At 67.4% G+C, this 26,284-nt stretch carries 25 protein-coding genes; 17 read left to right on the top strand and 8 right to left on the bottom strand.

Annotation, left to right across the window (positions count from 1 at the left end; translation table 11 throughout):
• The first annotated feature begins 14 nt into the window (after positions 1 to 14).
• From ACHMXA_RS20420 to ACHMXA_RS20410, 3 genes are all read left to right on the top strand, one after another.
• On the top strand, positions 15 to 974 hold the full coding sequence (locus tag ACHMXA_RS20420) for a tripartite tricarboxylate transporter substrate binding protein (protein ID WP_176666659.1): 960 nt from the start codon (positions 15 to 17) through the stop codon (positions 972 to 974).
• A gap of 106 nt (positions 975 to 1,080) precedes the next feature.
• The gene (locus tag ACHMXA_RS20415; protein WP_176666658.1) at positions 1,081 to 1,617 is read left to right on the top strand and encodes a tripartite tricarboxylate transporter TctB family protein; all 537 of its coding nucleotides are present in this window, start codon (positions 1,081 to 1,083) and stop codon (positions 1,615 to 1,617) included.
• Between the two features lies 1 nt (position 1,618).
• On the top strand, positions 1,619 to 3,142 hold the full coding sequence (locus ACHMXA_RS20410) for a tripartite tricarboxylate transporter permease (RefSeq protein WP_395316282.1): 1,524 nt from the start codon (positions 1,619 to 1,621) through the stop codon (positions 3,140 to 3,142).
• Between the two features lie 85 nt (positions 3,143 to 3,227).
• On the opposite strand, the gene ACHMXA_RS20405 is transcribed toward ACHMXA_RS20410, so the two are convergent.
• From ACHMXA_RS20405 to ACHMXA_RS20390, 4 genes are read right to left on the bottom strand one after another with little or no spacing between them, the layout of a single operon-like run.
• Positions 3,228 to 6,344 carry an efflux RND transporter permease subunit gene (locus tag ACHMXA_RS20405; protein WP_395316281.1) on the bottom strand — a complete coding sequence of 1,039 codons (3,117 nt, stop codon included), beginning with the start codon at positions 6,342 to 6,344 and terminating at the stop codon, positions 3,228 to 3,230.
• A 50-nt stretch (positions 6,345 to 6,394) separates the two neighbouring features.
• Positions 6,395 to 7,597, bottom strand: a complete 1,203-nt coding sequence (locus ACHMXA_RS20400) for an efflux RND transporter periplasmic adaptor subunit (RefSeq protein ID WP_176666655.1) — start codon at positions 7,595 to 7,597, stop codon at positions 6,395 to 6,397.
• A complete protein-coding gene (locus ACHMXA_RS20395; protein ID WP_176666654.1) occupies positions 7,594 to 9,111 on the bottom strand; it encodes an efflux transporter outer membrane subunit in 1,518 nt (505 codons plus the stop codon). The genes ACHMXA_RS20400 and ACHMXA_RS20395 overlap by 4 nt, the downstream gene beginning before the upstream one ends.
• Positions 9,108 to 9,806: a CerR family C-terminal domain-containing protein gene (locus tag ACHMXA_RS20390; RefSeq protein WP_256099116.1), complete on the bottom strand. Its 699-nt coding sequence runs from the start codon at positions 9,804 to 9,806 to the stop codon at positions 9,108 to 9,110. Before ACHMXA_RS20390 ends, ACHMXA_RS20395 begins: the two co-directional genes overlap by 4 nt.
• A 135-nt stretch (positions 9,807 to 9,941) precedes the next feature.
• On the opposite strand from ACHMXA_RS20390, the gene ACHMXA_RS20385 reads away from it, so the two are divergent.
• From ACHMXA_RS20385 to ACHMXA_RS20330, 12 genes are all read left to right on the top strand, one after another.
• A complete protein-coding gene (locus tag ACHMXA_RS20385) occupies positions 9,942 to 11,480 on the top strand; it encodes a sigma-54-dependent Fis family transcriptional regulator (RefSeq protein ID WP_176666652.1) in 1,539 nt (512 codons plus the stop codon).
• A complete protein-coding gene (locus ACHMXA_RS20380; protein ID WP_218088361.1) occupies positions 11,477 to 11,992 on the top strand; it encodes a hypothetical protein in 516 nt (171 codons plus the stop codon). Before ACHMXA_RS20385 ends, ACHMXA_RS20380 begins: the two co-directional genes overlap by 4 nt.
• Before the next feature lie 218 nt (positions 11,993 to 12,210).
• Positions 12,211 to 12,498, top strand: a complete 288-nt coding sequence (locus ACHMXA_RS20375; RefSeq protein ID WP_176666651.1) for a hypothetical protein — start codon at positions 12,211 to 12,213, stop codon at positions 12,496 to 12,498.
• Positions 12,499 to 12,630: 132 nt separating this feature from the next.
• Entirely contained in the window at positions 12,631 to 13,821 is a 1,191-nt protein-coding gene (locus ACHMXA_RS20370; RefSeq protein ID WP_176666650.1) for a substrate-binding domain-containing protein, read from the top strand.
• A gap of 244 nt (positions 13,822 to 14,065) precedes the next feature.
• Complete coding sequence (locus ACHMXA_RS20365; protein WP_176666649.1) at positions 14,066 to 15,526, top strand: fibronectin type III domain-containing protein; 1,461 nt, start codon at positions 14,066 to 14,068, stop codon at positions 15,524 to 15,526.
• Between the two features lie 49 nt (positions 15,527 to 15,575).
• Positions 15,576 to 16,340, top strand: a complete 765-nt coding sequence (locus ACHMXA_RS20360) for an ABC transporter ATP-binding protein (RefSeq protein WP_176666648.1) — start codon at positions 15,576 to 15,578, stop codon at positions 16,338 to 16,340.
• Positions 16,337 to 17,065 carry an ABC transporter ATP-binding protein gene (locus ACHMXA_RS20355; RefSeq protein WP_176666647.1) on the top strand — a complete coding sequence of 243 codons (729 nt, stop codon included), beginning with the start codon at positions 16,337 to 16,339 and terminating at the stop codon, positions 17,063 to 17,065. The genes ACHMXA_RS20360 and ACHMXA_RS20355 overlap by 4 nt, the downstream gene beginning before the upstream one ends.
• Entirely contained in the window at positions 17,062 to 18,045 is a 984-nt protein-coding gene (locus ACHMXA_RS20350; RefSeq protein ID WP_176666646.1) for a branched-chain amino acid ABC transporter permease, read from the top strand. The genes ACHMXA_RS20355 and ACHMXA_RS20350 overlap by 4 nt, the downstream gene beginning before the upstream one ends.
• Before the next feature lie 19 nt (positions 18,046 to 18,064).
• Entirely contained in the window at positions 18,065 to 19,132 is a 1,068-nt protein-coding gene (locus ACHMXA_RS20345; protein WP_176666645.1) for a branched-chain amino acid ABC transporter permease, read from the top strand.
• Positions 19,129 to 20,013 carry an alpha/beta fold hydrolase gene (locus tag ACHMXA_RS20340; RefSeq protein WP_176666644.1) on the top strand — a complete coding sequence of 295 codons (885 nt, stop codon included), beginning with the start codon at positions 19,129 to 19,131 and terminating at the stop codon, positions 20,011 to 20,013. The genes ACHMXA_RS20345 and ACHMXA_RS20340 overlap by 4 nt, the downstream gene beginning before the upstream one ends.
• A 65-nt stretch (positions 20,014 to 20,078) precedes the next feature.
• Complete coding sequence (locus ACHMXA_RS20335; protein ID WP_176666643.1) at positions 20,079 to 20,585, top strand: DUF1993 family protein; 507 nt, start codon at positions 20,079 to 20,081, stop codon at positions 20,583 to 20,585.
• 132 nt (positions 20,586 to 20,717) lie between these two features.
• On the top strand, positions 20,718 to 21,281 hold the full coding sequence (locus ACHMXA_RS20330) for a thioredoxin family protein (protein ID WP_176666935.1): 564 nt from the start codon (positions 20,718 to 20,720) through the stop codon (positions 21,279 to 21,281).
• A gap of 18 nt (positions 21,282 to 21,299) precedes the next feature.
• Here the strand turns inward: ACHMXA_RS20330 and ACHMXA_RS20325 are convergent, their stop codons facing one another.
• From ACHMXA_RS20325 to hemH, 3 genes are read right to left on the bottom strand one after another with little or no spacing between them, the layout of a single operon-like run.
• Positions 21,300 to 22,409: a hypothetical protein gene (locus tag ACHMXA_RS20325; RefSeq protein ID WP_176666642.1), complete on the bottom strand. Its 1,110-nt coding sequence runs from the start codon at positions 22,407 to 22,409 to the stop codon at positions 21,300 to 21,302.
• Positions 22,406 to 23,254 (bottom strand): bifunctional 2-polyprenyl-6-hydroxyphenol methylase/3-demethylubiquinol 3-O-methyltransferase UbiG, encoded by an 849-nt coding sequence (locus tag ACHMXA_RS20320; RefSeq protein ID WP_176666641.1) that lies wholly within the window; start codon positions 23,252 to 23,254, stop codon positions 22,406 to 22,408. Before ACHMXA_RS20320 ends, ACHMXA_RS20325 begins: the two co-directional genes overlap by 4 nt.
• On the bottom strand, positions 23,251 to 24,297 hold the full coding sequence (gene hemH, locus ACHMXA_RS20315; RefSeq protein WP_176666640.1) for a ferrochelatase: 1,047 nt from the start codon (positions 24,295 to 24,297) through the stop codon (positions 23,251 to 23,253). Before hemH ends, ACHMXA_RS20320 begins: the two co-directional genes overlap by 4 nt.
• A 15-nt stretch (positions 24,298 to 24,312) precedes the next feature.
• Here hemH and ACHMXA_RS20310 point away from each other — a divergent pair, with 15 nt between their 5' ends.
• Positions 24,313 to 25,059: an HAD family hydrolase gene (locus ACHMXA_RS20310; RefSeq protein WP_176666639.1), complete on the top strand. Its 747-nt coding sequence runs from the start codon at positions 24,313 to 24,315 to the stop codon at positions 25,057 to 25,059.
• A gap of 129 nt (positions 25,060 to 25,188) precedes the next feature.
• Here ACHMXA_RS20310 and ACHMXA_RS20305 read toward each other — a convergent pair whose 3' ends face one another.
• Complete coding sequence (locus ACHMXA_RS20305) at positions 25,189 to 25,494, bottom strand: NIPSNAP family protein (RefSeq protein ID WP_176666638.1); 306 nt, start codon at positions 25,492 to 25,494, stop codon at positions 25,189 to 25,191.
• A 139-nt stretch (positions 25,495 to 25,633) separates the two neighbouring features.
• Between ACHMXA_RS20305 and ACHMXA_RS20300 the strand changes: the two genes are divergently transcribed.
• Positions 25,634 to 26,275: a LysE family translocator gene (locus ACHMXA_RS20300; RefSeq protein ID WP_176666637.1), complete on the top strand. Its 642-nt coding sequence runs from the start codon at positions 25,634 to 25,636 to the stop codon at positions 26,273 to 26,275.
• Positions 26,276 to 26,284: the final 9 nt, after the last annotated feature.

Genomic DNA, 26,284 nt, shown 5'->3' with positions numbered 1-26,284 from the left:
CAGGAGACCCAAGCATGCGTCGCGACACCTTTCTGAAGTCACTGGCCGCCATGGCCGCCGTCGGAGCCCTGCCACTGTCGGCGCGCGCGGCCGCCAACGTCAAGATGATGATCCCCGCCAACCCGGGCGGCGGCTGGGACACCACCGGCCGTGCGCTGGGCAAGGCGCTGACCGACGCCAAGGTGGCCGACACCGTCACTTACGACAACAAGGGCGGCGCCGCCGGCGCGCTGGGCCTGGCCCAGTTCGTCAACGGCTCCAAGGGCGACGCCAACGCGCTGATGGTCATGGGCTCGGTCATGCTGGGCGGCATCATCACCGGCAAGCCGCCGGTCAACCTGTCGCAGGCCACGCCCATCGCGCGCCTGACCACCGAATACAACGTGTTCGTGCTGCCGGCCAATTCGCCGTTCAAGTCCATGAAGGACGTGGTCGAGCAGCTCAAGAAGGACCCGGGCAGCGTCAAGTGGGGTGGCGGTTCGCGCGGCTCCACCGAGCACATCGCCGCGGCCATGATCGCGCAGAAGGTCGGCGCCGATCCGTCCAAGATCAACTACGTCGCCTTCCGCGGGGGCGGCGAGGCCACCGCCGCCGTCCTGGGCGGCAACGTCACCGTCGGCGGCAGCGGCTACAGCGAGTTCGCCGAGTACATCGCCGCCGGCAAGATGAAGCCCATCGCCGTCACCTCCGCGCAGCGCCTGCCGGGCGTGAACGTGCCCACGCTGAAGGAGCAGGGCATCGACGTCGAGATCGGCAACTGGCGCGGCGTCTACGGCGCCCCCGGCATCTCGGCCGAGCAGCGCAAGGCGCTGACCGACATGGTGCTGGCCGCCATGAAGAGCCCCTCGTGGGCCGAATCGCTCAAGAAGAACGACTGGACGTCGGCCGTGCTCTCGGGCGACGCCTTCGCCAAGTTCGTCGACGACGACTTCGCCAGCCTGCGCGCCATCATGACCAAGTCGGGAATGATCTGATCCTGCGGCTCGCGCCGCAGCCATTGGTCCGCTCCACGGCGCGCTGTCCTCGCAAGAGACGACAGCGTGCCGTTTTCAAATCCAGCTCCACATCCCGGGAGAAAAAATGACAACTCCAGACTCCTCGGCTCCGCCGCAACCCGCGGCCACCTGGCCGCAAACCCTGGTCGGCGCCGGCGTGCTGCTGACCGGCCTGGCGCTGGCCTTCGGCGCCATCGGCATTTCCTCCGACGCGGGCTACGGCGGCGTCGGCCCCAACTTCCTGCCCTGGCTGGTGTCCGTGGTGCTCGTGCTGTGCGGCGCCTGGATCCTGTGGGAGGCGCGCACCGGCGGTTTCCGCGAACTCGATGCGCCATCGGGCGCCGAGCATGCCTACTGGCCCGGCTTCATCTGGGTGTCGGCAGGCCTGCTGCTCAACGCAGCGCTCATCACCACGCTGGGCTTCATCCTGAGCTGCACGCTGTGCTACCTGCTGGCGGTGCAGGGCCTGCGACGCGCGAGCGGGCAGGTCGGCGTCAATTCGCCGCGCACCTGGGCGACCGACTTCATCACCGGCGCGGTGATCTCCGCCCCGGTGTTCTGGATGTTCACGCAATTCCTGGCCATCAACCTGCCTGGCCTCACCAACACCGGGTGGATCTGACATGGAAATCTTCAACGCCCTGATGGCCGGCTTCGCAGCCGCCATCACCCCCGTCAATCTCCTCTGGTGCCTGGTCGGCTGCGCCCTGGGCACGGCCGTCGGCGTGCTGCCCGGCATCGGCCCGGCCGTGGCGGTGGCCATGCTGCTGCCGATCACCGGCAAGGTCGACATCACGGCCTCGATGATCTTCTTCTCGGGCATCTATTACGGCGCCATGTACGGCGGCTCGACCACTTCCATCCTGCTGAACACGCCCGGCGAGACCGCGAGCATGGTGACGGCGATGGAGGGCAACAAGATGGCCAAGAGCGGCCGCGCGGGCGCGGCGCTCGCCACGGCGGCCATCGGCTCGTTCGTGGCCGGCACCATCGCCACCGTCATCGTCACGCTGTTCGCGCCCTTCGTGGCCGAATTCGCTGTCAAGCTCGGCCCGCCGGAATACTTCATGCTGATGCTGCTGGCCTTCACCACGGTGAGCGCGGTGCTCGGCAAGAGCACGCTGCGCGGCATGACGGCGCTGTTCGTCGGCCTCGCGGCGGGCTGCATCGGCCTCGACCAGATCTCGGGCCAGGGCCGCTACACCGGCGGCATTCCCGAGCTGCTCGACGGCATCGAGATCGTGCTGGTGGCCGTGGGCCTGTTCGCCGTGGCCGAGGTGCTGTACGCCGTGCTGTATGAAGGCAAGGTGGTCGAGGGCCAGAACAAGCTCAGCCGCGTGCACATGAGCAAGCGCGACTGGAAGCGCTCCATTCCCGCCTGGCTGCGCGGCACCGCCATCGGCACGCCCTTCGGCTGCATTCCGGCCGGCGGCACCGAGATCCCGACCTTCCTGAGCTACGCCACCGAGAAGAAGCTGGCAAAGGACAAGGACGCCAAGGCCGAGTTCGGCACCACCGGCGCCATCGAAGGCGTGGCCGGCCCCGAGGCCGCCAACAACGCCACGGTGACGGCCGCGCTGATCCCGCTGCTCACGCTGGGCATTCCGACCTCGAACACCACCGCCATCCTGCTGGGCGCGTTCCAGAACTACGGCATCCAGCCGGGGCCGCAACTCTTCACCACCTCGGCCGCGCTGGTATGGGCGCTGATCGCGTCGCTCTACATCGGCAACGTGATGCTTCTGGTGCTGAACCTGCCGATGGTCGGTCTGTGGGTCAAGCTGCTGAAGATTCCGAAGCCGCAGCTCTACGCCGGCATCCTGATCTTCGCGACGGTGGGGGCCTACGGCATGCGCCAGAGCGCGTTCGACCTGTTCCTGCTGTACGCCATCGGCATCCTGGGCGTGGTGATGCGCCGCTTCGACTTCCCGACCGCTCCCGTGGTGGTCGGCATGATCCTCGGCCCGCTGGCCGAAGCGCAGCTGCGCAACGCCATGTCGATCGGCGAGGGCAGCGCAGCAGTGTTCTTCCAGCGCCCGATGTCGATCGCGCTGGTCGTCATCGTGGTGGCCGTGCTGATCCTGCCACGCCTGGCGAAGCGCATGAGCGAACGCAAGCTGGCGAAGCTGGCGCAGTTGGACGCCTGATCTTCCCAAGGCCTCATCCGGGGCCTGGCCAAAAAAAAGCTGCGGCATTACCGCAGCTTTTTTCGTTTCTGCCGGGAGCTTCTATCTACCGTCCCGGTGCTGGCGTCTCGACCAGATCGTCGTCGATGTGCGGATCGGCCGGCTGCCCGCGCAGCTTGCGAACGGTGCGCCTGATCCAGTGCTCGATGTCGTCGATGTAGGTGAACACGGCCGGCACCACCAGCAGGCTCAGCACAGTGGAAGTGATCAGCCCGCCGATCACCGCCATCGCCATCGGCGAGCGGAAGCTGGAGTCGGCCGCGCCGAAGCCCACCGCAATGGGCAGCATGCCCGCGCCCATGGCCAGCGTGGTCATGATGATGGGGCGCGCGCGCTTGTGGCAGGCGTCGCGCAGGGCGTCCCAGCGGTTCATGCCGTGGTCGCGGCGCGCCACGATGGCGTACTCCACCAGAAGAATGGAGTTCTTCGTCGCGATGCCCATCAACATGATCAGGCCGATCAGCGAGGGCATCGACAGCGCCTTCTGCCCGATCAGCAGGCCCACGAAGGCGCCGCCCAGCGCGAGCGGCAGCGCGCAAAGAATGGTCACCGGGTGCAGGAAGTCCTTGAACAGCAGCACCAGCACGATGTAGATGCACAGCACGCCCGTGAGCATGGCCAGGCCGAAGCTGGCGAACAGTTCGGTCATCACTTCGGCGTCGCCCACCTCGGCGATGCGCACGCCCGGCGGCAGCTTCTGGATCGACGGCAGCTTCTGCACCGCATCCTTCGCGTCGCCCAGGCCCACGCCCGAGAGCTCGATCTCGAAGTTCACGTTGCGCGAGCGGTCGTAGCGGTCGATCACGGCCGGGCCGCCTTCCATGCTGAGCGAAGCCACCTGGTTCAGCATCACCGGCCCGCGCGTGCCCGGCACCGACAGGCGCCCGAGCAGGTCGATGTCCTTGCGGGCCGAGTCTTCCAGCTTCACCACGATCGGCACCTGCCGCTGCGCGAGGTTGAGCTTGGCGAGCGACTGGTCGTAGTCGCCCAGCGTGGCCACGCGCAGCGTCTCGGCGATGGCCGAGCTGGTCACGCCCAGGTCGGCGGCGCGGGCGAAGTCGGGGCGCACGGCGATCTCGGGGCGGATCAGGCTCGCGGTGGAGGTGATGTTGCCCAGGCCGGGGATGGTGCGCAGGTCTTTTTCCACCGCGCTGGCCGCGCTCGACAGCGCCACCGGGTCCTCGCCGGTGAGCGCCAGGATGTACTTCTCGCCCGAGCCGCCCAGGCCCACCGTGCTGCGCACGCCGGGCAGCGTTTCGAGCGCCGCGCGGATCTGGTTCTCGATCACCTGCTTGCGCGGCCGGTCGCCGCGCGGGTCGAGCTTGATGGTGAGCGTGGCCTTGCGCGTCTCGGGCGTGCCGAAGTTCGCGAACGGGTCGCCGCCCGCGCTGCCGCCGGCCACCGTGGTGTAGACGCTCTTCACGTGCTGGATCTTCATCACGCGGTTGCGCGTTTCTTCCGCCGCGGCCGTGGTCTGCGCCAGCGTGGAGCCGGGCGCGAGCGAGAGATAGATCTGCGTCTGCGAGTTGTCGTCCGGCGGAATGAAGCCCGTCTTGAGCAGCGGGATCATCGCCAGCGAGCCGAAGAAGAAGAGGGTGGCGAGCACCATCGTCTTGAAGCGGTTGTGCGTGCTCCAGGTCACGGCGCGCATGTACCAGCGCATCCATCCTGGTTCCGTTTCGGCGGTGACCACCGGCTTGAGCATGTAGGCCGCCATCATCGGCGTGAGCACCCGCGCCACCACCAGCGACGCGAACACCGCCAGCGATGCCGTCCAGCCGAACTGCTTGAAGAACTTGCCGGCCACGCCGCTCATGAAGGCCGTGGGCAGGAACACGGCAATGAGCGTGAAGGTGGTGGCAATAACCGCCAGCCCGATCTCGTCGGCCGCCTCCATCGCCGCCTGGTAGGGCGTCTTGCCCATGCGCAGGTGGCGCACGATGTTCTCGACCTCCACGATGGCGTCGTCCACCAATATGCCCACCACCAGCGACAGCGCCAGCAGCGAGATCACGTTGACCGAGAAGCCCAGCAGGTGCATGCCGATGAAGGCCGGAATCACCGACATCGGCAGCGCGATGGCAGAGACGAAGGTGGCGCGCCAGTCGCGCAGGAAGAGCCACACCACCACCACGGCGAGGATGGCGCCCTCGTACAGCAGGTGCAGCGAGCCGTTGTATTCCTCTTCCACCGGGTCGACGAAGTTGAAGGCCTCGGTCAGCTCGATGTCGGGGCGCGCGGCACGCATGTCGGCCAGCGCCTTCATCACCGCGTGGCCCACTTCCACTTCGCTGGCGCCGCGGCTGCGTGCCACCTCGAAGCCCACCACCGGCTTGCCGTTGAGCAAGGCGGCGGCGCGCGGCTCGGCGATGGTGTCGCTAACCCGTGCCACCTGGTCGAGGCGGATGCGGCGGCCGTCGCTCAGCACGATCTGCATGTCGGCGAGCTGGTCGGCCGACTTCACCGTGGCCATGGTGCGCACCGGCTGCTCGCTGCCGCCCAGGTCGAAGCGGCCGCCCGCGCTCTCGGTCTGCACCTGGCGCAGCTGGCGCGAGATGTCGGCCGCCGAGGCTCCCAGCGCCTGCAGCTTGGACGGGTCGAGGTCGATGTGCACCTGGCGCGTGACGCCGCCCACGCGGTTCACCGCGCCCACGCCGGGCAGCGCGAGCAGCTTCTTGGTGACGTCGTTGTCGACGTACCAGCTCAGCGCCTCGGCATCCATGGCAGAGGAGGCGATGGTGAAGGCCAGCACCGGCTGGGCCGCGAAGTCGAGCTTGGTGACGACCGGGTCGCGCACGTCGGCCGGCAGGTCGGCGCGCACGCGCTGCACCGCGGAGCGCACGTCGTCCACGGCTTCCTGCACCGGCTTCTCGAGGCGGAACTCGACGATCAGCGTGGCGGCGCCGTCCTGCACCTTGGTGGTGATGTGCTTCAGGCCCTGCACCGTGGCGATGGAGTTCTCGAGCTTGCGCGCGACGTCGGTCTCCAGCTGCGAAGGTGCGGCGCCGGGCAGCGATGCCGAGACCGTCACGGTCGGCAGGTCGATGTCCGGAAAGTTCTGCACCTTCATCGCGTTGAACGACAGCAGCCCACCGAAGGTGAGCAGCACGAACAGCATCACCGCCGGAATCGGGTTGCGTATGGACCAGGCGGAAACGTTCATGGGCGTGTCCTTTGCGTCATCTGGCTTTTCATTTCTTCTTCTTTTCTTCTTTACCTGGCAACGGCGGCGGAGGCCGCGCCCGTGGGAGCCGGCGCCGCCGACGTGGCGGCGGGCGAATCCACCACGCGCACCAGGTCGCCGTCGTTGAGGAAGCCCGCGCCTTGCACCACCACCTGGGCGCCCTCGGGCAGCGCGCTGGTGATCTCGATGCGGTCGTTCAGGCGGCGGCCGATCTGCACCTTGAGCTGCGACACCTTGTTGTCGGGCTTCAGGATGAACACGTTGTTGAAGCCGTCGCGCGGCACCACGGCGGCCTGCGGCACCGTCGGCGCCGTGCTGCGGCCCAGTTCGAAGTCGCCGCGCGCGAACATGCCGGCCTTCACGCCGGTGTTCTGCTGCACGTTGGGCAGGTCGACATACACCAGCGCCGCGCGCGTCTGCGGATCGACCGTGGGCGCGATGCTGCGCACCTTGCCGCGCACCTGCGCACCGCTGGCGCTGACCACGAATGCGGTGGTGCCCACAGCGACGCGGCTCAATTCGGCCGAGGTCACTTCGGCGCGCCATTCGAGGCGGCCCTGGCGGATCAGCCGGAAGAGCTCGGTGCCCGCCGCGACCACGCTGCCCACCGTGGCTGTGCGAGCCGAGATCACGCCGTCGTCGGGCGCCAGCACCTGCGTGTTGCGCCCGCGCACCTGCTGCGCGGCCAGCACGGCCTCGGCCGCCTCGACGCGCGCCTTGGCGGTCTGCTCGGTGGTCTGGTACTGGTTGATCTGCTGCTGGCTCAGCGCGCCGGTGGCCTGCAGCGTGCGTGCGCGTGCCGCGTTGCCGGCGGCGTCGGCCGCGGTGGCGCGGGCTTCGGCCAGCGAGGCGCGCGCCTGTGCGATGTCGGCCTGCACCGTCTCGGGCGAGAACACGGCGAGCACTTGGCCCTTCTTCACCGTGTCGCCGACGTTCACGCGAACTTCGGCCAGCTTCAATCCGTTGGACTCGGAGCCGACCACGGCTTCCTGCCAGGCGGCCACGTTGCCGTTGGCCGCGAGCGTGAGCATCAGCTCGGTGGCTTCGGGCTTCGCGACGGTCACGGTCAGCGCGGGCTTGGGCGAGGCGGCGCCGTCCTTGGTCCTGGCTGCGGCGGCCGGTTCGGCGGTCTTGTCAGCCGGCTTGCCGCGCGTCATGAAGAAGACTGCGGCGATGACGACGACCAGCGCGGCCAGCGCGATGGCGAGGGTGGAACGCTTCATTGTTTTCATGGCGACGTCGCGACCTTGGCGGTCGGTGTGGTGGTCATTGAGGTCGAATCGGAAGAGGAGGGAGCCCCCGCGGACTGGCGGTTCCAGCCGCCGCCCATCGAGCGGTACAGCGCCACCCACGCCTCGGTGCGCTCGCGCTGCAGCGTCACGCGCGCGGTCTGTGCCGAGAACAGCGTGCGGCGCGAGTCCTCCAGCTCGAATAGGCTCGCGAGGCCGCTGCTGTAGCGCGCCTGCGTGGCGTCGAAGGAGGCCTGGTAGTTCTTCACCGCGGCGTCGGCATCGGCGGTGCGGGCGTTGGTCGCATCGAGGTTGACCAGCGCCTCCTCGACTTCGCGCACCGCCTGGCGCACGTTGGCGCGGTAGAGCGACACGGCTTCGGCGTAGCGTGCCTTGGCCGCGTCGGCATTCGCCTTGCGCGCGCCGCCGTCGAGCAGCGGCACGGTCAGCGAGATCGGGCCCACCGTCCAGGTTTCGAGCGACTGGTGCACGCCGCTCACGCGGTATTGCGAACGGCCGATGGAGCCGGATACCGTGAGCTTGGGATAGCGCTCGGCCTCGGCCGAGCCCACGTCGGCGCTGGCCGAAGCCACGCCGAGCTCGGCCGCGTAGACGTCGGGCCGCTGCGTGATCGCTTCGGCCGGCACGCTGGCGATGCTGCCCACGGCAGGCAGCGCGCGCTGTGCCGGCGCGGCTGCGAGCTTGCCTTCGAGCGTGGTCTCGTCGATGCCGCTGAGCGCGACCAGCGCCTTGCGCTGCACCGCGCACTGGGCGCGCTGCTGCGTGAGGCGGGCCGAAGCGTCGGAGGCGCTGGCGCGCGCGAGCGAGGCATCGGCCGGCGCGGTGAAGCCGGCCTTGGCCGACAGATCTGTGAGCCGCGAGGTCTCGGAGCGTGAACGGGCGTCGGCCTCGGCCACGCGCAGCTGCTGCTGGCAGGCGCGTTCGGCGAAATAGGCGTTGGCCGTCTCGGCCGCCACCGCCACGCGGGCGTCGTGCCACTTGGCGTTGGCGCTGCTCTGCTTGGCCTCGGCGGAATCGCGATCGGCGCGCAGGCGGCCGAACAGGTCGGCCTCCCATTTCGACTGCAGGCCGGCCTGCAGCGTGGTGATCGGCGTGCTCGACGACAGCCCGCCGCTGCTGCCGCTGTTGGTGCCAGAGGAACTGCCGCCTGAAATGCCGACGGGCCCGCGGCTGGCCGATGCGGTGCCGTCGAGGCTCGGCAGCAGCGCGGCGCCGGCCTGAACGCGCGTGAAGCGCGCCTCGGCCACGCGTGCGGCGGCGCTCGCGACATTGGGGCTCGCGGCTTCCGCGGCGGCAATCAGCTCGACCAGCAGCGGATCGTCGAGCTGGCTCCACCAGTTGGCCAGCGAAGCCAGCGAGCCGCCATGGGGCAGGGGCGCGTGCCACTGCGCGGGGATGGGAGCTTCGACCTGCGTCGGCGGACGCATCAGCGAGCAGCCCGAAAGACCGATGCCGAGGCAGACAGCGGCCGTCAGTTTGAATCGGAGTTTTCTCATTGTTTCTTCTGCTTTCTCTCGGCGCGCCGGCGGGCGGCCTCGACTTCGACCAGTGCCAGCGCATAGGCCGTGAGCCGGTCGGCCCAGGCGTCGATGGCGCGCGGCGTGCGCAGCAGCGAAGGGCGGATGGCCTCGATGAAGTCCTGGCTCACGTAGAGCTGCATCGACAGCCCGGTGATCGCGAAGGTCAGGCGATGGATGTCGTCGTCGGCCCGGTCCACCTTCAGGTGGCGGCACAGCAGGTCGGCGATGGCGCGATGCGGGCCCTTGATGTCGCGCTCCAGCTCCTCGGCCCAGCGGCTGGTGGGCTCCAGCATCTCGCGCATGTGCAGCTGTATGCACTGCCGCACGATCTCTCCCTGCTTGAGCGGATCGATCATCGACACCATGCACGTGCGAAGCGTTTCCTCGAGCGACTGGCCGGGTGCATTGCAGGCGGCGATGAGGTCGCTGGAGTCGCCACCCATCGGCTCGCTGAAGGTGGCGGCGTACAGCCCCTCCTTGTCGCCGAAGTAGTAGCTGATGGCCGAGATGTTGACCTCGGCCTCGCGGGCGATCTCGCGGGTGGAGGTCTTGGCGAAACCCTTCTGCGCGAAGAGCCGCAGCGCGGTGTGGAGCAGCCGGTGGCGTGCCTCGGCACCGTCTGCGCGCGGTGCGCGGCGAGGTGCCTGGGTGATCGGATCTCTCGCGTTCATGGCCGGCATTACACCACGCACAAAATCAAACGATTGATTAACTTAAGGCTTCCTGAAGGTCTTTGCCGACCTGTGCTCGCCGAAGCGAATCCTTAAGACTTAAGGTGCGGATCCGGCCCGCGCTACGATTCCGCCATGCCTGCAGCCTCCACCGCAACACCCTCGCTGCCTCTCGATGCCGAGGGCATTCTCGCGCTCGCCGCGCGCTCGATGTTTCATTTGTTTTCCAGCATCAGCCAGGGCATGTTCCTGGTCGACAGCACCGGGCGCATCGTGTGGGTCAACGAAGGCTACCGGCGCTTCCTGCCCGCGCTGGGCTTCTCGTCCATCGACGAGTTCATGGGCCACATGGTGGAGGACGTGATCCCCAACACGCAGATGCGGCGCGTGCTCGAGACCGGCGAGCCCATCCTGGTCGACTTGCTGACCAACAAGGCCGGCACCTTCGTCGTCAGCCGCATTCCGCTTCGCGAAGAGCGAGAGGGAGGTGAGGGAGGAATGGGCAAGGTCATCGGCGCCATCGGCATCGTGCTCTTCGACCAGCCCGAGACCACGCTTCAGCCGCTCATCAGCAAGTTCGCGCTGCTGCAGCGCGACCTCGACGATGCGCGGCGCGAGCTCGCGAGCCAGCGCAACAACCCGCTCTACCAGCACTCGGCCGACGGCCAGCGGCGCTCCAAGTACACCTTCGCGAGCTTCATCGGCAGCAGCCCCGCCGCGGTGGAAGTGAAGCGGCATGCGCGGCGCGCGGCGCAATCGACGAGCCCGGTGCTGCTGCTGGGCGAGACCGGCACCGGCAAGGAGCTGCTGGCGCATGCCATCCACGCATCGTCCGCGCGTGCCAAGGGCCAGTTCGTCAGCGTCAACATCGCGGCCGTGCCCGACACGCTGCTGGAGGCCGAGTTCTTCGGCTTCGCGCCCGGCGCCTTCACCGGTGCCGACCGCAAGGGCCGCGAAGGCAAGTTCAAGCTGGCCGACGGCGGCAGCCTCTTCCTCGACGAGATCGGCGACATGCCGCTGGGCTTGCAGGCCAAGCTGCTGCGCGCGCTGCAGGAGGGCGAGATCGAACCGCTCGGCTCCAACAAGCTCGTGCCCTTCGACGCCCGCGTGATCGCCGCCACCTCGCGCGACCTGCCCGAACTCGTGCGCCGCGGCCAGTTCCGCGAAGACCTGTACTACCGCCTCAACGTGCTCCCGCTGCGCGTGCCGCCGCTGCGCGAGCGGCGCGCCGACATTCCCGCGCTCGTCGAGGCATTGGGCGAGGACATGGCGCTGCGCAGCGGCGAAGCGCCGCCCGAACTCACGCCCGACGCGCTCGCGCTGCTCGCCGGCCAGCACTGGCGCGGCAACATTCGCGAGCTGCGCAACGTGCTGGAGCAGGTGACGATGCGAAGCGACTCGCAGCGCATCGACGCCGTGCAGCTCGAACGCATCCTGCGCGAAGCCGGGCTGGAGCAGATCGAGCTTCCCGCCACCTTGCAGAGTGCGCACGACGCGGATGAAGAAGCTGCGTTGCTGCGCCCGCTCGCGCAACAGGTGGCCGAGCTGGAGCGCAAGGCGATCGCGGCGGCGCTGGCCTCCACGGGCGGCAACAAGCTGGCGACGGCGCGGCTGCTCGGGATTTCGCGGGCGACGTTGTATGAGCGGATGACGAGCCAGGAGCGGTCGACATGAGGCCGCTGCCTGCCATGCGCCAGATCGGCCGCGGCGACATCGAGGCTGGCGAGCGCTTGATTGCCGTCGAGATGCCGTACCCGGAGTTCGTCAGGCGATTCGGCGCAAAGCACTTGGATCAACCCGCTGACTGGGATGCGCCGGGACCGGTCGAGCTATGGTTCTTTGAGCTTCCTTGGGGGCACAGGATCACTCTTGAGCGCCACAAGTCCATCGACTTGTTCAACATCTACCTCGAGTGCCTGGAGATCGAGGCTGTGCTTGATTTTCTTGAATTGAGAGCGTTCGAGATACACGTCGAGGCTTTCATGGTGGAACTCTTGCGGACGAAATATCCTGTCTACACGAAGGATCTGGAGCCCTGCCGCCTCTTTCGGCTGGACGACAACGGCAACCGCATCCTGATGCACGAGTACGAGAGCCGTCGGGTCGCCGACTACTACCAAAGAGTCTATGAGGGCAGGGGCCACAAGCAGCTCTACTGGGTCGAGGGTGTGAGCGAGGGGCACTGAGGCCCGAAGGCCGGGCGATACTCCCGCCCTGGATGAAACCCCACCCGATATCCCGATGACCAAGACCCCTTCCCGCACTGCTGCAGCAAGCAGCAACTCAAGGTGCCCGAGGTCTGGAGCTCGATCTGCAGGGGCAGCTATCGGATGAGGCTGGTCTACTTCGTTTCGGGCGCCGACTGCACATCGATGCGCCTGAAAATCAAGGAGTGCGCAATCCTATGAGCGTCAAGGCCCTACGCTCCACCTTCGGCCCCAACTGCCATTGGTGCGGCCTGACCATGGACTTCGACGAGCCCGCGGGCCGGCCGGAATCCGCCACCGTCGAGCATCTGGTCGATTCGACCTTCGGCGGCATCCGCTCGTCGAAGCATCGGCGACTCGCGCACGCGGCCTGCAACCATGCGCGCAACGAGTTCCGGATGCAGGCCGAGCGGCAGTTCGAGCAGTGGATCGCCCAGCGCAAGGCCTCCGCGAAAACCCTGACTGAAAATCAGGCAATCGACTGAAATTCAGACATTGCAAGTGTTCTGAATTCAGCCGGAAAGCGCTTCTCCCGAATGGAGAAGCGTTTGTTATCAATGGCTTAGCGGATGGCACGAACTGTGCAATATTCAGTCACCTTTTTCAGGAGACAAAGAATGAACCGTCGCCACCTCGTCGCCCTGGCCGCGCTCGCCGCCTGCACCGCGGCCACTGCTCCGGCCTGGGCTCAGTCCAACGAAATCCGCATCGCCCACATCTACAGCAAGACCGGCGCGCTGGAGGCCTACGGCAAGCAGACCCAGACCGGCTTCATGATGGGCCTGGACTACGCCACCGGCGGCACGATGACGATCAACGGCAAGAAGCTGGTGGTCATCGAGAAGGACGACCAGGGCAAGCCCGACCTCGGCAAGTCGCTGCTGGCGGCCGCGTATTCCGACGACAAGGCCGCGCTGGCCGTGGGCCCGACCGCCTCGGGCGTCGCGCTGGCGATGCTGCCGGTGGCCGAGGAATACAAGAAGATCCTGATCGTCGAGCCCGCGGTGGCCGATTCGATCACCGGCGACAAGTGGAACAAGTACATCTTCCGCACCGGCCGCAATTCGAGCCAGGACGCGATCTCCAACGCGGTGGCCATCGACAAGCCCGGCGTCACCGTCGCCACGCTGGCGCAGGACAACGCCTTTGGCCGTGACGGCGTGAAGGCCTTCGGTGCCGCGCTCAAGAAGGCCAAGCTGGTCCATGAGGAATACCTTCCGCCCACCACCACCGACTTCACGGCCGGCGCGCAGCGCCTGATCGACAAGCTCAAGGACCAGCCGGGCCGCAAGATCATCTGGATCGTCTGGGCGGGCGCGGGCAACCCGTTCAAGATCGTCGACCTCGACCTCAAGCGCTACGGCATCGAGATCGCCACCGGCGGCAACATCCTGCCGGCCATGGCTGCCTACAAGGCGCTGCCGGGCATGGAGGGCGCGGCCTACTACTACTTCGGCATTCCGAAGAACCCGGTGAACGAGGCGATGGTCTCGGCCCACTACAAGGAATTCAAGACGCCGCCCGACTTCTTCACTGCCGGCGGCTTCTCCGCCGCGATGGCGGTGGTGACGGCGCTGAAGAAGACCAACGGCGACACCAACACCAACAAGCTCATCAGCACGATGGAAGGCATGAGCTTCGACACGCCCAAGGGCAAGATGACCTTCCGCAAGGAAGACCACCAGGCGATGCAGTCGATGTACCACTTCAAGATCAAGGTCGACCCGGCGTTCGCCTGGGGCGTGCCGGAGCTGGTGCACGAGATCAAGCCTGAAGAGATGGACATCCCCATCAAGAACAAGAGGTAAGAACTCGCCCCCAGGCTGCGCGCACTTCGTGTCGCTACGCCAACCCCCTACCGGGGGCAACACCTGCGGCCCGGCAAAGCCGGTTCCGGCGGTGTTCCTTGAATGTTCCAAGTTCGCCCCGGATGGCCGCCGGGCGAAGCGCCAGCCTGCGCATTTCTTCGCGGCGGCGTGTTGTTCCCTCGGCCGATTCGATTCGTCAGTCAGCAAAGCAAGCGTTCGATACCCACAACACAAGGAGACAGCGATGCAAGCGATGAAATGGAAGAAGTGGAAGAACTGGAAGGCGCTCGCCGCGGCCGCGGCGATGACGGTGGCGGCGCATGCCGCGCAGGCGGCGGTGCCGCTGCCCGCGCTCGGTGCCAACCCGGCGGAGGTGAGCGTGTCGGGCCTGTCGGCCGGCGGCTTCATGGCGGTGCAACTGCACGTGGCGTACTCGGCCACCTTCAAGCGCGGCGCGGGCGTGGTGGCCGGTGGGCCTTACTACTGCGCCGAAGGTTCGGTGCTCAATGCCACGGGGCGCTGCATGACGCACAGCACCAGCATCCCGGTGTCCTCGCTCGTGAGCACCACCAACAGCTGGGCCGCCAGCGGCGCGATCGACCCGGTGTCGAACATGAGCGGCTCCAAGGTCTACATGTTCTCGGGCACCTCGGACAACACCGTCAAGCAGCCGGTGATGGACGACCTCAAGACCTACTACCAGAGCTTCGTGCCCGCGGCCAACGTGGTCTACAAGAACAACATCGGCGCGGGCCACGCGATGGTCACCGACGACTACGGCAGCGCCTGCAGCACCACGGCCGCGCCCTACATCAACAACTGCGGCTTCGACCTTGCGGGCGAGATCCTCACGCAGCTCTACGGCCCGCTGAACCCGCGCAACAACGGCACGCTGGGCGGCACCTTCACCGAGTTCAACCAGTCGGAATTCATCTCCGGCCACGGCATGGCCGCCACGGGCTGGATCTACGTGCCGCAGGCCTGCACCACCACCTCGTGCCGCGTGCACCTGGTGCTGCACGGCTGCAAGCAGAACTACACCGACGTGAGCGACCAGTACGTGCGCAAGACCGGCTACAACCGCTGGGCCGACACCAACAACATCGTGCTGATCTACCCGCAGACCAGCACGGCGGCCACCAACAGCTGCTGGGACTGGTGGGGCTACGACAACGCCAACTACGCGAAGAAGTCGGGCCCGCAGATGGCCGCGATGAAGGCGATGATCGACCGCGTCACCGGCTCCTCGGGCGGCAGCGGCCTGCCCGCGCCCACCGGCGTGGGCACATCGGGCGCGACCGCCAACAGCATGGTGATCGCCTGGAACGCCGTGAGCGGCGCCAGCGGCTACAACGTGTACCGCGGCGGCAGCAAGGTCAACGCCTCGCCGGTGACCACCACCAGCTACACCGACACCGGCCTGGCCGCCTCGACCACCTACAGCTGGACCGTGTCCGCGCTGAACGCGAGCAACGTCGAGGGCGCCATGTCGTCGGCTGCCACCGGCACCACCACCGGAGGCGGCAGCGGCGGCACCTGCTACACCGCGAGCAACTACACGCACACCATCGCCGGGCGGGCCTATGCCTTGTACGGCCTGACCTATGCGTACGGCTCGAACCAGTCGATGGGCCTGTGGAACATCTACGTGACGACCACGCTGAAGCAGACGGGGCCCAACTACTACGTGATCGGGACCTGTTGAGGCAGGCCGGTCTTCTTTCCTGTTTTCCGATTCGCAATGACCAACGACGATGCTTGAGACCCGAGATCTGACCATCCGCTTCGGCGGGCACGTGGCCGTCAACAGCGTGAGCTGCGCCTTCGCGCCGGGCACGCTGACGGCCATCGTCGGCCCCAACGGCGCGGGCAAGACCACCTACTTCAACCTGATCTCGGGCCAGCTCAAGGCGAGCGCGGGCACGGTGTCGCTCGACGGGCAGTCGTTGTCGGGCCTGTCCCCCTCGGCGCGCACGCACGCGGGGCTGGGGCGGGCCTTCCAGCTCACCAACCTGTTCCCCAACCTCACGGTGCTGGAGAACGTGCGCCTCGCGGTGCAGGCCACGCGCGACGGCGCGCACCGGCGCGGGCTCAACCTGTGGAGCATCTGGAGCGACCACAAGGCGCTGACCGAGCGCGCCGACCAGATCCTGGCCGAGGTGGCGCTGAAGTCGCGCGAGCACGCCACGGTGGCGAGCCTGCCGCATGGCGACCAGCGCAAGCTGGAAGTGGCGCTGCTGATGGCGCTGGAGCCCAAGGTCTTCATGTTCGACGAGCCCACGGCCGGCATGAACGCGGCCGAGGCGCCCGTCATCCTCGACCTGATCCGCAAGCTCAAGAAGGACAAGACCAAGACCATCCTGCTGGTCGAGCACAAGATGGACGTGGTGCGCGAGCTCGCCGACCGCATCATCGTGCTGCACAACGGCACGCTGGTGGCCGACGGGGAGCCGGCCGAGGTGATCGCCTCGCCGGTGGTTCAGGAGGCCTACCTGGGCGTTTCGAAGGAGGCCGCATGAGCACGAACAACCTGCTGACCCTCGAGGGCGTGCACACGCACATCGGGGCGTATCACATCCTCCACGGCGTCGACCTCGCCGTGCCGCGCGGGCAGCTCACCATGCTGCTGGGCCGCAACGGCGCGGGCAAGACGACCACGCTGCGAACCATCATGGGCCTGTGGCATGCGTCGCAGGGCAGGGTGCGTTTTGGTGACAAGGAAATCACCACGCAGCACACGCCGCAGATCGCCGGCCTGGGCATCGCCTACGTGCCCGAGAACATGGGCATCTTCTCCGACCTCACGGTGAAGGAGAACATGCTGCTGGCAGCGCGCGGCGCGAAGAACGCGGCGCAGATCGACGACACGCGGCTGAAGTGGATCTTCAAGCTCTTCCCCGCGGTCGAGAAATTCTGGAACCACCCGGCGGGCAAGCTCTCGGGCGGGCAGAAGCAGATGCTGGCGGTCTCGCGCGCGATCGTGGAACCGCGCGAGTTGCTCATCATCGACGAGCCCAGCAAGGGCCTCGCGCCCGTGATGATCAACAACATGATCGACGCCTTCGCCGAGCTCAAGCGCAGCGGCGTGACGATCCTGCTGGTGGAGCAGAACATCAACTTCGCCCAGCGCCTGGGCGACACCGTCGCGGTGATGGACAACGGGCGCGTGGTGCATGCGGGCTCCATGGCGGAGTTTTCTGCTAACGCGCAACTTCAGCAATCGCTGCTCGGACTGGCTCTATGAAGAAACTCGAATTCGACTGGCGGCCGTTGCTGCTGGCCCCAGCGCTCGCACTGGCCGCGCTGCCGCTCACCGGCTCTTTCTCCACCTGGCTCACGCTCACGGTGGCGGGGCTCGCCATGGGCATGATCATCTTCATCATCGCCTCGGGCCTCACGCTGGTGTTCGGTCTGATGGACGTGCTGAACTTCGGCCACGGCGTGTTCATCGCGCTGGGCGCCTTCGTGGCCAGCAGCGTGCTCGGCCTGATGGGCGACTGGACGGGCTCCGGCGAGCTGTGGCGCAATCTGGTGGCGGTGTTCCCGGCGATGCTGGTCGCGATGGCCATGGCCGGCGCAGTCGGGCTGGCCTTCGAGCGCTTCATCGTGCGGCCGGTGTACGGCCAGCATCTGAAGCAGATCCTCATCACCATGGGCGGCATGATCATCGGCGAGGAGCTCATCAAGGTGATCTGGGGCCCGGCGCAGGTTCCGCTGCCGCTGCCCGAGGCGCTGCGCGGCTCGCTGCTGGTGGGCGATGCGGCCATCAGCAAGTACCGCCTGCTCGCGGTGGCCGTGGGCGTGGTGGTGTTCGGCGTGCTCGCATGGACGCTGGGGCGCACCAAGATCGGCCTGCTCATCCGTGCCGGCGTGCAAGACCGAGAGATGGTCGAGTCTCTCGGCTACCGCATCGGGCGCCTCTTCGTCGGCGTGTTCGTGGTCGGCAGCGCGCTGGCCGGCCTGGGCGGCGTGATGTGGGGGCTGTTCCAGCAGAACCTGGTGCCGCAGATGGGCGCGCAGGTCAACGTGCTGATCTTCATCGTGATCATCATCGGCGGGCTGGGCTCGACGGGCGGGGCGCTCATCGGCGCGCTGCTGGTGGGGCTGATGACCAACTACGTGGGCTTCCTGCTGCCCACGCTCACGCAGTTCGCGAGCATTTTCCTGATGGTGGCCGTGCTGCTGTGGCGCCCGCAGGGCGTGTACCCGGTGGCGAACCGTTGAAGAAGGGGAGGAAGAAAACATGTTCCTGAAACGACTCCTCTCCAACGACATGCCCCGCAGCCGGCTGCTCGCCGTGCTGCTGCTGGCGGTGTTCGTCGCGCTGGCCTTCGCGCCATTCATCTTCCCCGGCGTGAAGGCGCTGAGCGTCGCGGCCAAGATCCTGGTGTTCGTGGTGCTGGTGGCCAGCTTCGACCTGCTGCTGGGCTACACGGGCATCGTGAGTTTCGCGCACACCATGTTCTTCGGCATCGGGGCCTACGGCATCGCCATTTCGGCCTCGCGGCTCGGGCCCAACTGGGGCTCGGTGCTGGTGGGGCTGGGCGCGTCGCTGGCGATCTCGCTGGTGCTGTCGTTCGCCATCGGCCTGTTCTCGCTGCGGGTTCGCGCGATCTTCTTCGCGATGATCACGCTGGCCGTGGCCTCGGCCTTCCAGACGCTGGCTTCGCAGCTGTCGGACTTCACCGGCGGCGAGGACGGCCTGACCTTCAAGCTGCCGGAGCTGATCTCGCCTAGCTTCGAGTTCGCCGAAGAGCCTTTCCTCGGCGTCTCGCTCGACGGCCGCCTGCTGTGCTACTACCTGCTGTTCGTGGCGGCGGTGGTGCTGGTGCTGGCGCTGCTGCGCATCGTGAACTCGCCCTTTGGCCGCGTGCTGCAGGCGATACGCGAGAACGAGTTCCGCGCCGAGGCCATCGGCTACCGCGTGGTGGTGTATCGCACCACGGCCGCGGTGCTGTCGGCGCTCTTCGCCACGCTGGCCGGCGCGATGCTCGCGATCTGGCTGCGCTACAACGGGCCCGACACCTCGCTGAGCTTCGAGATCATGATCGACGTGCTGCTGATCGTGGTGATCGGCGGCATGGGCACCATCTACGGCGCTGCCATCGGCGCGGTGCTCTTCGTGGTGGCGCAGAGCTACCTGCAGGACCTGCTGCGCATCGGCAACGAGGCCGCCAGTGGCCTGCCGTGGCTGGCGGCGCTGCTGTCGCCCGACCGCTGGCTGCTGTGGCTGGGCGTGCTGTTCGTTCTTTCCGTCTATTACTTCCCCACCGGCATCGTCGGAAAACTGCGAGCAAGGGCAACGCGATGAGCGACAACCACATTCCCCTGTCCCGCTACGCCCAGCTCGCGGGCCGCGAGATCCACTGGCTCGAATGGGGCGCGCCCGAGGCCCCCGTGGTCATCGCCTGGCATGGCCTGGCGCGCACCGGCCGCGACATGGACGAGCTGGCCCAGCATTTCGCCTCGCGCGGCTTCCGCGTGATCTGCCCCGACACCATCGGCCGTGGGCTGAGCCAATGGAGCCCGCTGCCCGACGAGGAATACACGCTCGCGTTCTATGCGCGCATCGCCAACGCGCTGTGCGACGAGCTGCGGCTCGGGCGCGTGCACTGGGTCGGCACCTCGATGGGCGGCGCCATCGGCACCGTCTGCGCGTCGGGCCTCTTCGAGCCGCGCATGAAGGCGCGCATCGCGAGCCTGGTGCTCAACGACAACGCGCCCGAGCTGGCGCAGCCAGCCATCGAGCGCATCCGTGCCTATGCGGGCAGTCCGCCCGCCTTCGATACGGTGGCCGAGCTGGAGGCCTTCTTCCGCACGGTCTACAAGCCCTACGGCTGGCTCAGCGACGCTCAATGGCGCCGCCTGACCGAGACCTCCACGCGCCGCCTGCCCGACGGCCGCGTGACGCCGCACTACGACCCGGCCATGGTCCGGCAGTTCAGCGCGCACGACAACGACTACCTGATCTGGCCGCACTACGACGCCATCGAGGTGCCGGTGCTGTGCCTGCGCGGAGCCGAGTCAGACCTGGTGCTGCCCGGCGTGGTCGAGGAAATGAAGCGCCGCGGCCCCGGCGCGGCCGGCAGGCTGCAGGTGATCGAAGTTCCTGCCTGCGGTCACGCGCCCGCGCTCAACGTGCCCGAACAACTTGAGCCCATCGAGGGGTTTATCCGCGCGGCCGGCCGCTGAGGCTGCGGCGGCGTGACAATCGCCGCCCACCTCAACCACAAGGCCGAGACAAGGCCTCGAACACCATGGCGCTCTCGATGTACGACCTGTCCGTGCCCGTCTTCACGCGCGGACTCGGCCAACTCACCCATATCCTCGACAAGAGCCTCGCGCACGCGAAGGCCAACGGCATCGACCCGGCCACGCTGGTCGATGCGCGCCTCGCGCCCGACATGCTCACGCTGGTCGGCCAGATCCAGCGCGCGAGCGATGCCTCCAAGCTGGGCACGGCCCGCATCGCCGGCATCACCGCGCCGAGCTTTGCCGACGAGGAGAAGACCTGGGACGACCTGGTCGCGCGCATCGCGAAGACGCAGGACTTCCTGGCGGGCGTCGATCGCGCCCTGATCGACGGCCACGAGGACCGCGCCGTGACCATCAAGACCCGCGAAGGCGAGGCGACTTTCACGGCGCAGCGCTACCTGCTGCAGTTCGCGCTGCCCAACTTCTTCTTCCACGTGACCACGGCCTACGACGTGCTGCGCCACAAGGGCATGCCGATCGGCAAGCTGGACTATCTGGGCAAGTTCTGACCCGGGCGGCCTTCACGCCGCCGGGACAAAGTTCAAATTGCCGTGACACATGCGCACGCCCGGCGTGCGCCGCGAACAATCGAGCCTGACCGCTTTCGGTCTGACATTCGAGCGAGGTTCGCGATCATGAAGATGTTGTCCAGAAGGGCGTTCTCGGGACTCGCCGTCGGCTCCTCCGCGCTCGCGGCTGCCGTGGGCGGTGCGTGGCCGGTGCGCAGCGCGCTGGCCGCGTCGCCGGGGTTGCGGGACTACGGCAAGGCTCCCGAGTTCACCGGTATCGACAAGTGGCTCAACTCGGAGCCGCTCACCATGCAGGGCCTGGCGGGCAAGGTGGTGCTGGTCGATTTCTGGACCTATTCCTGCATCAACTGCATCCGCACGTTGCCCTACGTGGTGGGCTGGTACGAGAAGTACAAGGAGCGGGGCTTCGTGGTGGTGGGCGTGCATTCGCCCGAGTTCGCCTACGAGAAGTCGACGCGCAACGTGCAGGACGCGATCCAGCGTTTCGGCATCCGCTACCCAGTGGCGCAGGACAACGGCTTCAGCACCTGGAAGGCCTACAACAACCAGTATTGGCCGACCTTCTACCTCGCCGACAGCAACGGGCAGGTGATGCGGCGCCATTTCGGCGAAGGGGAGTACGCCGAGATGGAGGCCGCGATCGAGGCGCTGCTGGCGCGCAGGCCGCCGGCCTGAGCCCGGGCTGAGCCAGCTTTACTTGCCCGATTCGACGATGCGCCGCACCGCGGCCTTGCCTGCGGGCGTGAGGACCGGGTCGAGATCGGCGTAGGGCACTTCGACCTCGATCTCGCAGCCGTTGCCACGGGCGGGCTGGGCGAAGCGCATGCCCTCGGCTTCCAGCGTCAGGTCGTAGTAGGCGCCTTCTTCGTGGTTGGACTGGCAGTTGTCCTCGGCCTTCGACGCGTCGATGCCCGCGTAGCGGAACAGGAAGCGGCGCAGCTTCGGCGGCATCGAGCCGCCTCCGGTGCCGGATATTCGCCCCTCGGTCGGGCGCGACTTCGACAGCGAGCGCAGGCCGAACCAGGACCACGGATCGACCTGCTTGCCCGTCTGCAGGTCCCAGGTGCGATAGAACCAGGAGATGCCATTGCGGCCCATGCCGGCCGCCCAGGTGTAGTTGCGGATGCTGAGCCACTGCGAGGTCCAGTACTCGGGCTCGGCAGTGTTCTCGTCCTCCGCAGGCACGCCGACGCGGTCGAGGAATTCGCGTCGCTTGTCGAAGTACGCCTTGACCGCGTCCTTGCTGGTGTCGAAGTCGCGCCGCAGTTCGCGGTTGATGGCCGCCAGCGTGGGCTCGGGGCCGGAGAGCTCGACGGTTTCCTGGCCCGCGAAGCGCAGGCGACGGAAGCTGCGGCCGGGCGCGTATTCCTCCTTCTTGCCGACTTCGATCTTCGGCGGCGCTTCGAGCTGGCCCGCGTAGCCGTCGCTGCCGCAGGCCCGGTCGCCGCCCGTTGCATCGGCAAGGTCCAGCTTGATGGGCAGCGTGACGGGCGTGCCCTTCACGTTCTTCCAGGTGCCGGTCAGCGTGTTGCCCTTGGCCGGGTCCAGCGACCACAGGCCGGTGTCGCCGGCTTCGTGCCAGAAGCTGTCCTTCTCGGTGCGGCTCAGCGGGATCGCCTTGCGGTACTGCTTGTAGAAGTAGCTGCCGCTACGGAACTCGGCATTGAAGCAGGCCACGATGGCCTTGGTGCCGAGCGTGCCTTCCCACACGCCCTTGGGCACGTCCGCGGTTGCGGCCGCGCAGGGCAGCAGGGGCAGCAGCGGGAGCAGGCCGGCGAGGCACCGGGCGTGGAAATTTTTCATGGCTTACGGGCGGAGATCGAATACATGAGCGGGATGCGCGGCATGCCCTCGGGCGGCGCCATGCGGCGCCCGCCGATGTCGCGCATGCCCTCGAAGGGCTTCCAGCCGTTGGCGTACGGATACTCGTCGAACTGCTCGATGACGAGGCCGGCCCGCGACAGCGCGGTCGTCACCTGGCCCACGCCCCAGGTGAACTCGAAGCTCGGATGCGGGTTGCTGAAGTTCTCCACGCCGCGCTCGTAGCCTTCGCGCACCAGGCCGTCGCCGGACTCGGCCACGTAGTCGCTCACGCCCTGTTCGGGCACGGCGGCCTCGTTGAAGTAGTCGTAGTGGAACTTCCAGTCCTGATCGAACACCAGCGCGAAGGGGTGGAACTCGACGATGACGAAGCGTCCGCCGGGCTTGAGCATCTGCGCCACACCGCGGGCCCAGGCGGCGATGTCGGAGAACCAGCAGAGCGTGCCGTACGAACAGAACACGATGTCGAAGCGCTCGCCGCGTGCCTGCGCATCACGGAAGTAGTCGTAGACGTCCGAGCGCACGAAACGCGCCGCAATGCCCGACTGCTGCGACAGCCGCGCCGCGAAGTCGACGGCTTCGTCGGAGATGTCCACGCCCGTCACATCGGCGCCCATGCGAGCGATGCTCAGGCTGTCCTGGCCCGCATTGCACTGCAGGTGCAGCACCGACAGGCCCTTCACGTCGCCGAGCAGACCGGCTTCCTCTGGAAAGAGCGTGGAGCCCCCGTTGCGGAAGAAGGCAGCCTGGTCGCCCTTGTGGCTGTTGTGCGCGAGGGTGGCCGCGTTCCATGAGAGCCGGTTGGCTTCGTGCAGGTCTTTCTTCATCGGGCAGTGGGCGCCGTCTGCGTGGGCCAGCCGGCAAGGTTGCGTTCGGCGATGCCCGCGAGCGCGGTGATCCATGCGGGGCTGTCGTTGAGGCAGGGGATGTAGCTGAAGGCTTCGCCTCCCGAGTGCAGGAAGGCTTCGCGGCCTTCCATGGCGATTTCTTCCAGCGTCTCGAGGCAGTCGGCCGGGAAGCCCGGGCACACCACGTCGACACGCTTCACGCCGGACGCGCCGAGTTCGCGCAGCGTGGGCTCGGTATAAGGCTCCAGCCATTTGGCCTTGCCGAAGCGCGACTGGAAGGTCACGCGGTACTGCGCGCTCGAAAGACCGAGCCGCGCGGCGAGCAGGCGCGCAGTTTCGAGGCACTGCGCCTGGTAAGGATCGCCCAGTGCGATGTTGCGCGCGGGAATGCCGTGGAAGCTCATCAGCAGCACTTCGCCGCGAGCCTCGGTCTTCCAGTGCTTTTCGATGCTCAGGGCCAGCGCGTCGATGTAGGCCGGGTCGTCGTGGTAGTCGTTGACGAAGCGGAATTCGGGCACGCGGCGCTGCTTGCGGCTCCAGGCGTTCACGGCGTCGATCACGCTCGCGGTGGTGGTGCCCGAGTATTGCGGGTAGGCCTGCAGCACCAGCACGCGGCCGACGCCTTCGGCCTGCAGCGCGTCGAGCCGGGAGGCGATGGAGGGGCTGCCGTAGCGCATCGCGTCGCGCACCGTCGCGCGGTGGCCGCGCTCGCCGAGCCATCCGGCCAGCAGCGTGGCCTGCTTCTGCGTCCATACCTTGAGCGGCGAGCCTTCGCGCATCCAGATGCTCGCGTACTTGGCTGCCGACTTGGCCGGGCGCGTGCGAAGGATGATGCCGTGCAGGATCGGCGCCCAGACCGCCTTCGGAATCTCGACCACGCGCGGGTCGCCCAGGAAGTCGGCGAGGTAGGGGCGCACGGCGGCGGCGGTGGGGGCGTCGGGAGAGCCCAGGTTGCACCAGAGCACGGCGGTGCGAAGGGAACCGGGGGTACTCGGGGCGGCGTTCTCGTGGGTCGAAGGCATGCGATATTCTCGGGCATGACTTCCGCTTCCCCGGTGCCCACAGGCGCCGCGCCTCTCGATCTCAAGCCTCTGGACCTCAAGCGTATTTCGGCGATCTCGCTGGACCTCGACGACACCCTCTGGCCGATCTGGCCCACCATCGAACGCGCCGAGGCCGTGCTGCACCAATGGCTGCTGCGCGAAGCGCCCAAGACGGCCACGCTGCTGATGACCCCGGGCATCCTTCGCGAGCTGCGCGAAGCCACTGCCAAGGAGCGTTCCGATCTTGCGCACGACCTGAGCGCGCTGCGCCGCGAGTCGATCCGCACCGCGCTCACTCGCGCGGGCGAAGACCCGGCGCTGGCCGAGCCGGCCTTCGATGCCTTCTTCGCCGAGCGCCAGCGCGTGACGCTGTACGACGACGCGCTGCCTGCCCTGAAGTGGCTCAGCGAACGCTATCCGCTGGTGGCCATCTCCAACGGCAACGCCGACATCCACAAGACGGGCGTGGGCCGCTGGTTCCGCACCGCCTTCAATGCGCGCGCCTTCGGCAGCGGCAAGCCGCACGCGCCCATCTTCCGCGCCGCTGCCGCATCGGTGGGCCTGCTGCCCAAGGACGTGCTGCACGTGGGCGACGATGCCGAGCTCGACGTGGTCGGCGCGCTCAACGCCGGCATGCAGGCCGCCTGGCTGGTGCGCGACGAGCGGCCCTGGGTGCACGGCGCGCGGCCGCAGCTGATCGTGCCGAACCTGCACGCCCTGTGCATGGCGCTCGACGGCTGAGGCGTCAACGGGTCCGACAAGAAACTTGGTTCATTCCAGGAACACTGCGGAACCGGCTTTGCCGGGCCGCTGGTGTTGCCCCCTGCAAGGGGGTTGGCGAAGCGACACGAAGTGCGCGCAGCCTGGGGGTTAGCCAAATACCGGCCGGAAGAAGCTGCGTTCGTAGCTGAGGATGCAGCGCGTCTCTTCCGCGTACTTGAACGCGGCCTGGCATTCGGGGTCTTCCATCGAATCGGCGCGGTACTTCTCGTAGGCCGCCAGGCTCGGAAAGCTGAACATCGCCAGCGCCACGTTGTTCGTGCCCTCCGACGGCAGGAAGTAGCCGTGGTGCTTGCCGCCGAACTTCTCGACCAGCGGAATCCAGAGCCGGCCGTAGTGTTCGAATTCCTTGAGCTTGTAGGGATCGACGATGTAGCGCAGGTAGCAGGTGACCATGGTGGTTCGATTGGTGTCGGGTTGAGGGGCGCGCAGGGGTATTGGCGCGGCGCCAGCGATGAGGCGCCGGGCTGACTATAGTTTCCCGTTCGTCCCTCAACGTCTTTCTTGCGGCTTCGCGCCGGGCAGGATCTCTGAAGTGCATCTCTCCAACTGGCTCATCTTCTGCGGCGTCACGCTGCTCGTCGCCTTCACGCCGGGACCGGCCGTGCTGCTGGCGGTCTCGAATTCGATGAGCGTGGGCCCGCGACGCGCGATGATCAGTTCGCTGGGCAATGCAACAGGACTGTTCGTGGTGTCGGCCGCCGCGATGGCTGGGCTTGGCGTGGTGCTCTCCACCTCGGCCCATGCCTTCATGCTGCTCAAGCTGGCCGGCGCGGCCTACCTGATCTATCTGGGCATCAAGCAGTGGCGCAGCCAGGGCAGCGTGTTCGCCGATCTGCAGGGTTCTTCGGCGGCGGCCTCGCCGCGTTCGAGCTGGCGTCTGTTCGGGCATGGCCTGACGGTGGCGCTGACCAATCCCAAGGGCATTCTTTTCTTCTCGGCGCTGTTCCCGCAGTTCCTCACGCAGGATGCACCGCTGGCCATGCAGTTCGCTGTGCTGACGACGACCTTCGCAGCCGCCTCGGTGTTGTCGCATGCGTTCTACGTGCTGCTGGCGCGCCTGCTGCGCAGGCAACTGTCGGACCCGCGCCGTACGCGGCTGTTCAACAAGCTGTCGGGCGGCGCCTTCGTGCTGTTGGGGCTGAGCCTGCTGCGGCTGCCCAACAAGACGGCCTGATTCGCTTTT

It is taken from the genome of Variovorax sp. UC74_104, from assembly GCF_044055375.1.
Taxonomy (GTDB): Bacteria; Pseudomonadota; Gammaproteobacteria; order Burkholderiales; family Burkholderiaceae_C; genus Variovorax.
The sequence above is the reverse complement of the archived record's forward strand: the minus strand, read 5'-3'. Positions and strand labels throughout refer to the sequence as shown.

What these genes read in the sequence shown, in the direction of transcription:
- ACHMXA_RS20420 (WP_176666659.1), top strand. Translation starts at nt 15, where the DNA reads ATGCGTCGCGACACCTTTCTGAAGTCACTGGCCGCCATGGCCGCCGTC.
- ACHMXA_RS20415 (WP_176666658.1), top strand. Translation starts at nt 1,081, where the DNA reads ATGACAACTCCAGACTCCTCGGCTCCGCCGCAACCCGCGGCCACCTGG.
- ACHMXA_RS20410 (WP_395316282.1), top strand. Translation starts at nt 1,619, where the DNA reads ATGGAAATCTTCAACGCCCTGATGGCCGGCTTCGCAGCCGCCATCACC.
- ACHMXA_RS20405 (WP_395316281.1), bottom strand. Translation starts at nt 6,344, where the DNA reads ATGAACGTTTCCGCCTGGTCCATACGCAACCCGATTCCGGCGGTGATG.
- ACHMXA_RS20400 (WP_176666655.1), bottom strand. Translation starts at nt 7,597, where the DNA reads ATGAAAACAATGAAGCGTTCCACCCTCGCCATCGCGCTGGCCGCGCTG.
- ACHMXA_RS20395 (WP_176666654.1), bottom strand. Translation starts at nt 9,111, where the DNA reads ATGAGAAAACTCCGATTCAAACTGACGGCCGCTGTCTGCCTCGGCATC.
- ACHMXA_RS20390 (WP_256099116.1), bottom strand. Translation starts at nt 9,806, where the DNA reads ATGAACGCGAGAGATCCGATCACCCAGGCACCTCGCCGCGCACCGCGC.
- ACHMXA_RS20385 (WP_176666652.1), top strand. Translation starts at nt 9,942, where the DNA reads ATGCCTGCAGCCTCCACCGCAACACCCTCGCTGCCTCTCGATGCCGAG.
- ACHMXA_RS20380 (WP_218088361.1), top strand. Translation starts at nt 11,477, where the DNA reads ATGAGGCCGCTGCCTGCCATGCGCCAGATCGGCCGCGGCGACATCGAG.
- ACHMXA_RS20375 (WP_176666651.1), top strand. Translation starts at nt 12,211, where the DNA reads ATGAGCGTCAAGGCCCTACGCTCCACCTTCGGCCCCAACTGCCATTGG.
- ACHMXA_RS20370 (WP_176666650.1), top strand. Translation starts at nt 12,631, where the DNA reads ATGAACCGTCGCCACCTCGTCGCCCTGGCCGCGCTCGCCGCCTGCACC.
- ACHMXA_RS20365 (WP_176666649.1), top strand. Translation starts at nt 14,066, where the DNA reads ATGCAAGCGATGAAATGGAAGAAGTGGAAGAACTGGAAGGCGCTCGCC.
- ACHMXA_RS20360 (WP_176666648.1), top strand. Translation starts at nt 15,576, where the DNA reads ATGCTTGAGACCCGAGATCTGACCATCCGCTTCGGCGGGCACGTGGCC.
- ACHMXA_RS20355 (WP_176666647.1), top strand. Translation starts at nt 16,337, where the DNA reads ATGAGCACGAACAACCTGCTGACCCTCGAGGGCGTGCACACGCACATC.
- ACHMXA_RS20350 (WP_176666646.1), top strand. Translation starts at nt 17,062, where the DNA reads ATGAAGAAACTCGAATTCGACTGGCGGCCGTTGCTGCTGGCCCCAGCG.
- ACHMXA_RS20345 (WP_176666645.1), top strand. Translation starts at nt 18,065, where the DNA reads ATGTTCCTGAAACGACTCCTCTCCAACGACATGCCCCGCAGCCGGCTG.
- ACHMXA_RS20340 (WP_176666644.1), top strand. Translation starts at nt 19,129, where the DNA reads ATGAGCGACAACCACATTCCCCTGTCCCGCTACGCCCAGCTCGCGGGC.
- ACHMXA_RS20335 (WP_176666643.1), top strand. Translation starts at nt 20,079, where the DNA reads ATGGCGCTCTCGATGTACGACCTGTCCGTGCCCGTCTTCACGCGCGGA.
- ACHMXA_RS20330 (WP_176666935.1), top strand. Translation starts at nt 20,718, where the DNA reads ATGTTGTCCAGAAGGGCGTTCTCGGGACTCGCCGTCGGCTCCTCCGCG.
- ACHMXA_RS20325 (WP_176666642.1), bottom strand. Translation starts at nt 22,409, where the DNA reads ATGAAAAATTTCCACGCCCGGTGCCTCGCCGGCCTGCTCCCGCTGCTG.
- ACHMXA_RS20320 (WP_176666641.1), bottom strand. Translation starts at nt 23,254, where the DNA reads ATGAAGAAAGACCTGCACGAAGCCAACCGGCTCTCATGGAACGCGGCC.
- hemH (WP_176666640.1), bottom strand. Translation starts at nt 24,297, where the DNA reads ATGCCTTCGACCCACGAGAACGCCGCCCCGAGTACCCCCGGTTCCCTT.
- ACHMXA_RS20310 (WP_176666639.1), top strand. Translation starts at nt 24,313, where the DNA reads ATGACTTCCGCTTCCCCGGTGCCCACAGGCGCCGCGCCTCTCGATCTC.
- ACHMXA_RS20305 (WP_176666638.1), bottom strand. Translation starts at nt 25,494, where the DNA reads ATGGTCACCTGCTACCTGCGCTACATCGTCGATCCCTACAAGCTCAAG.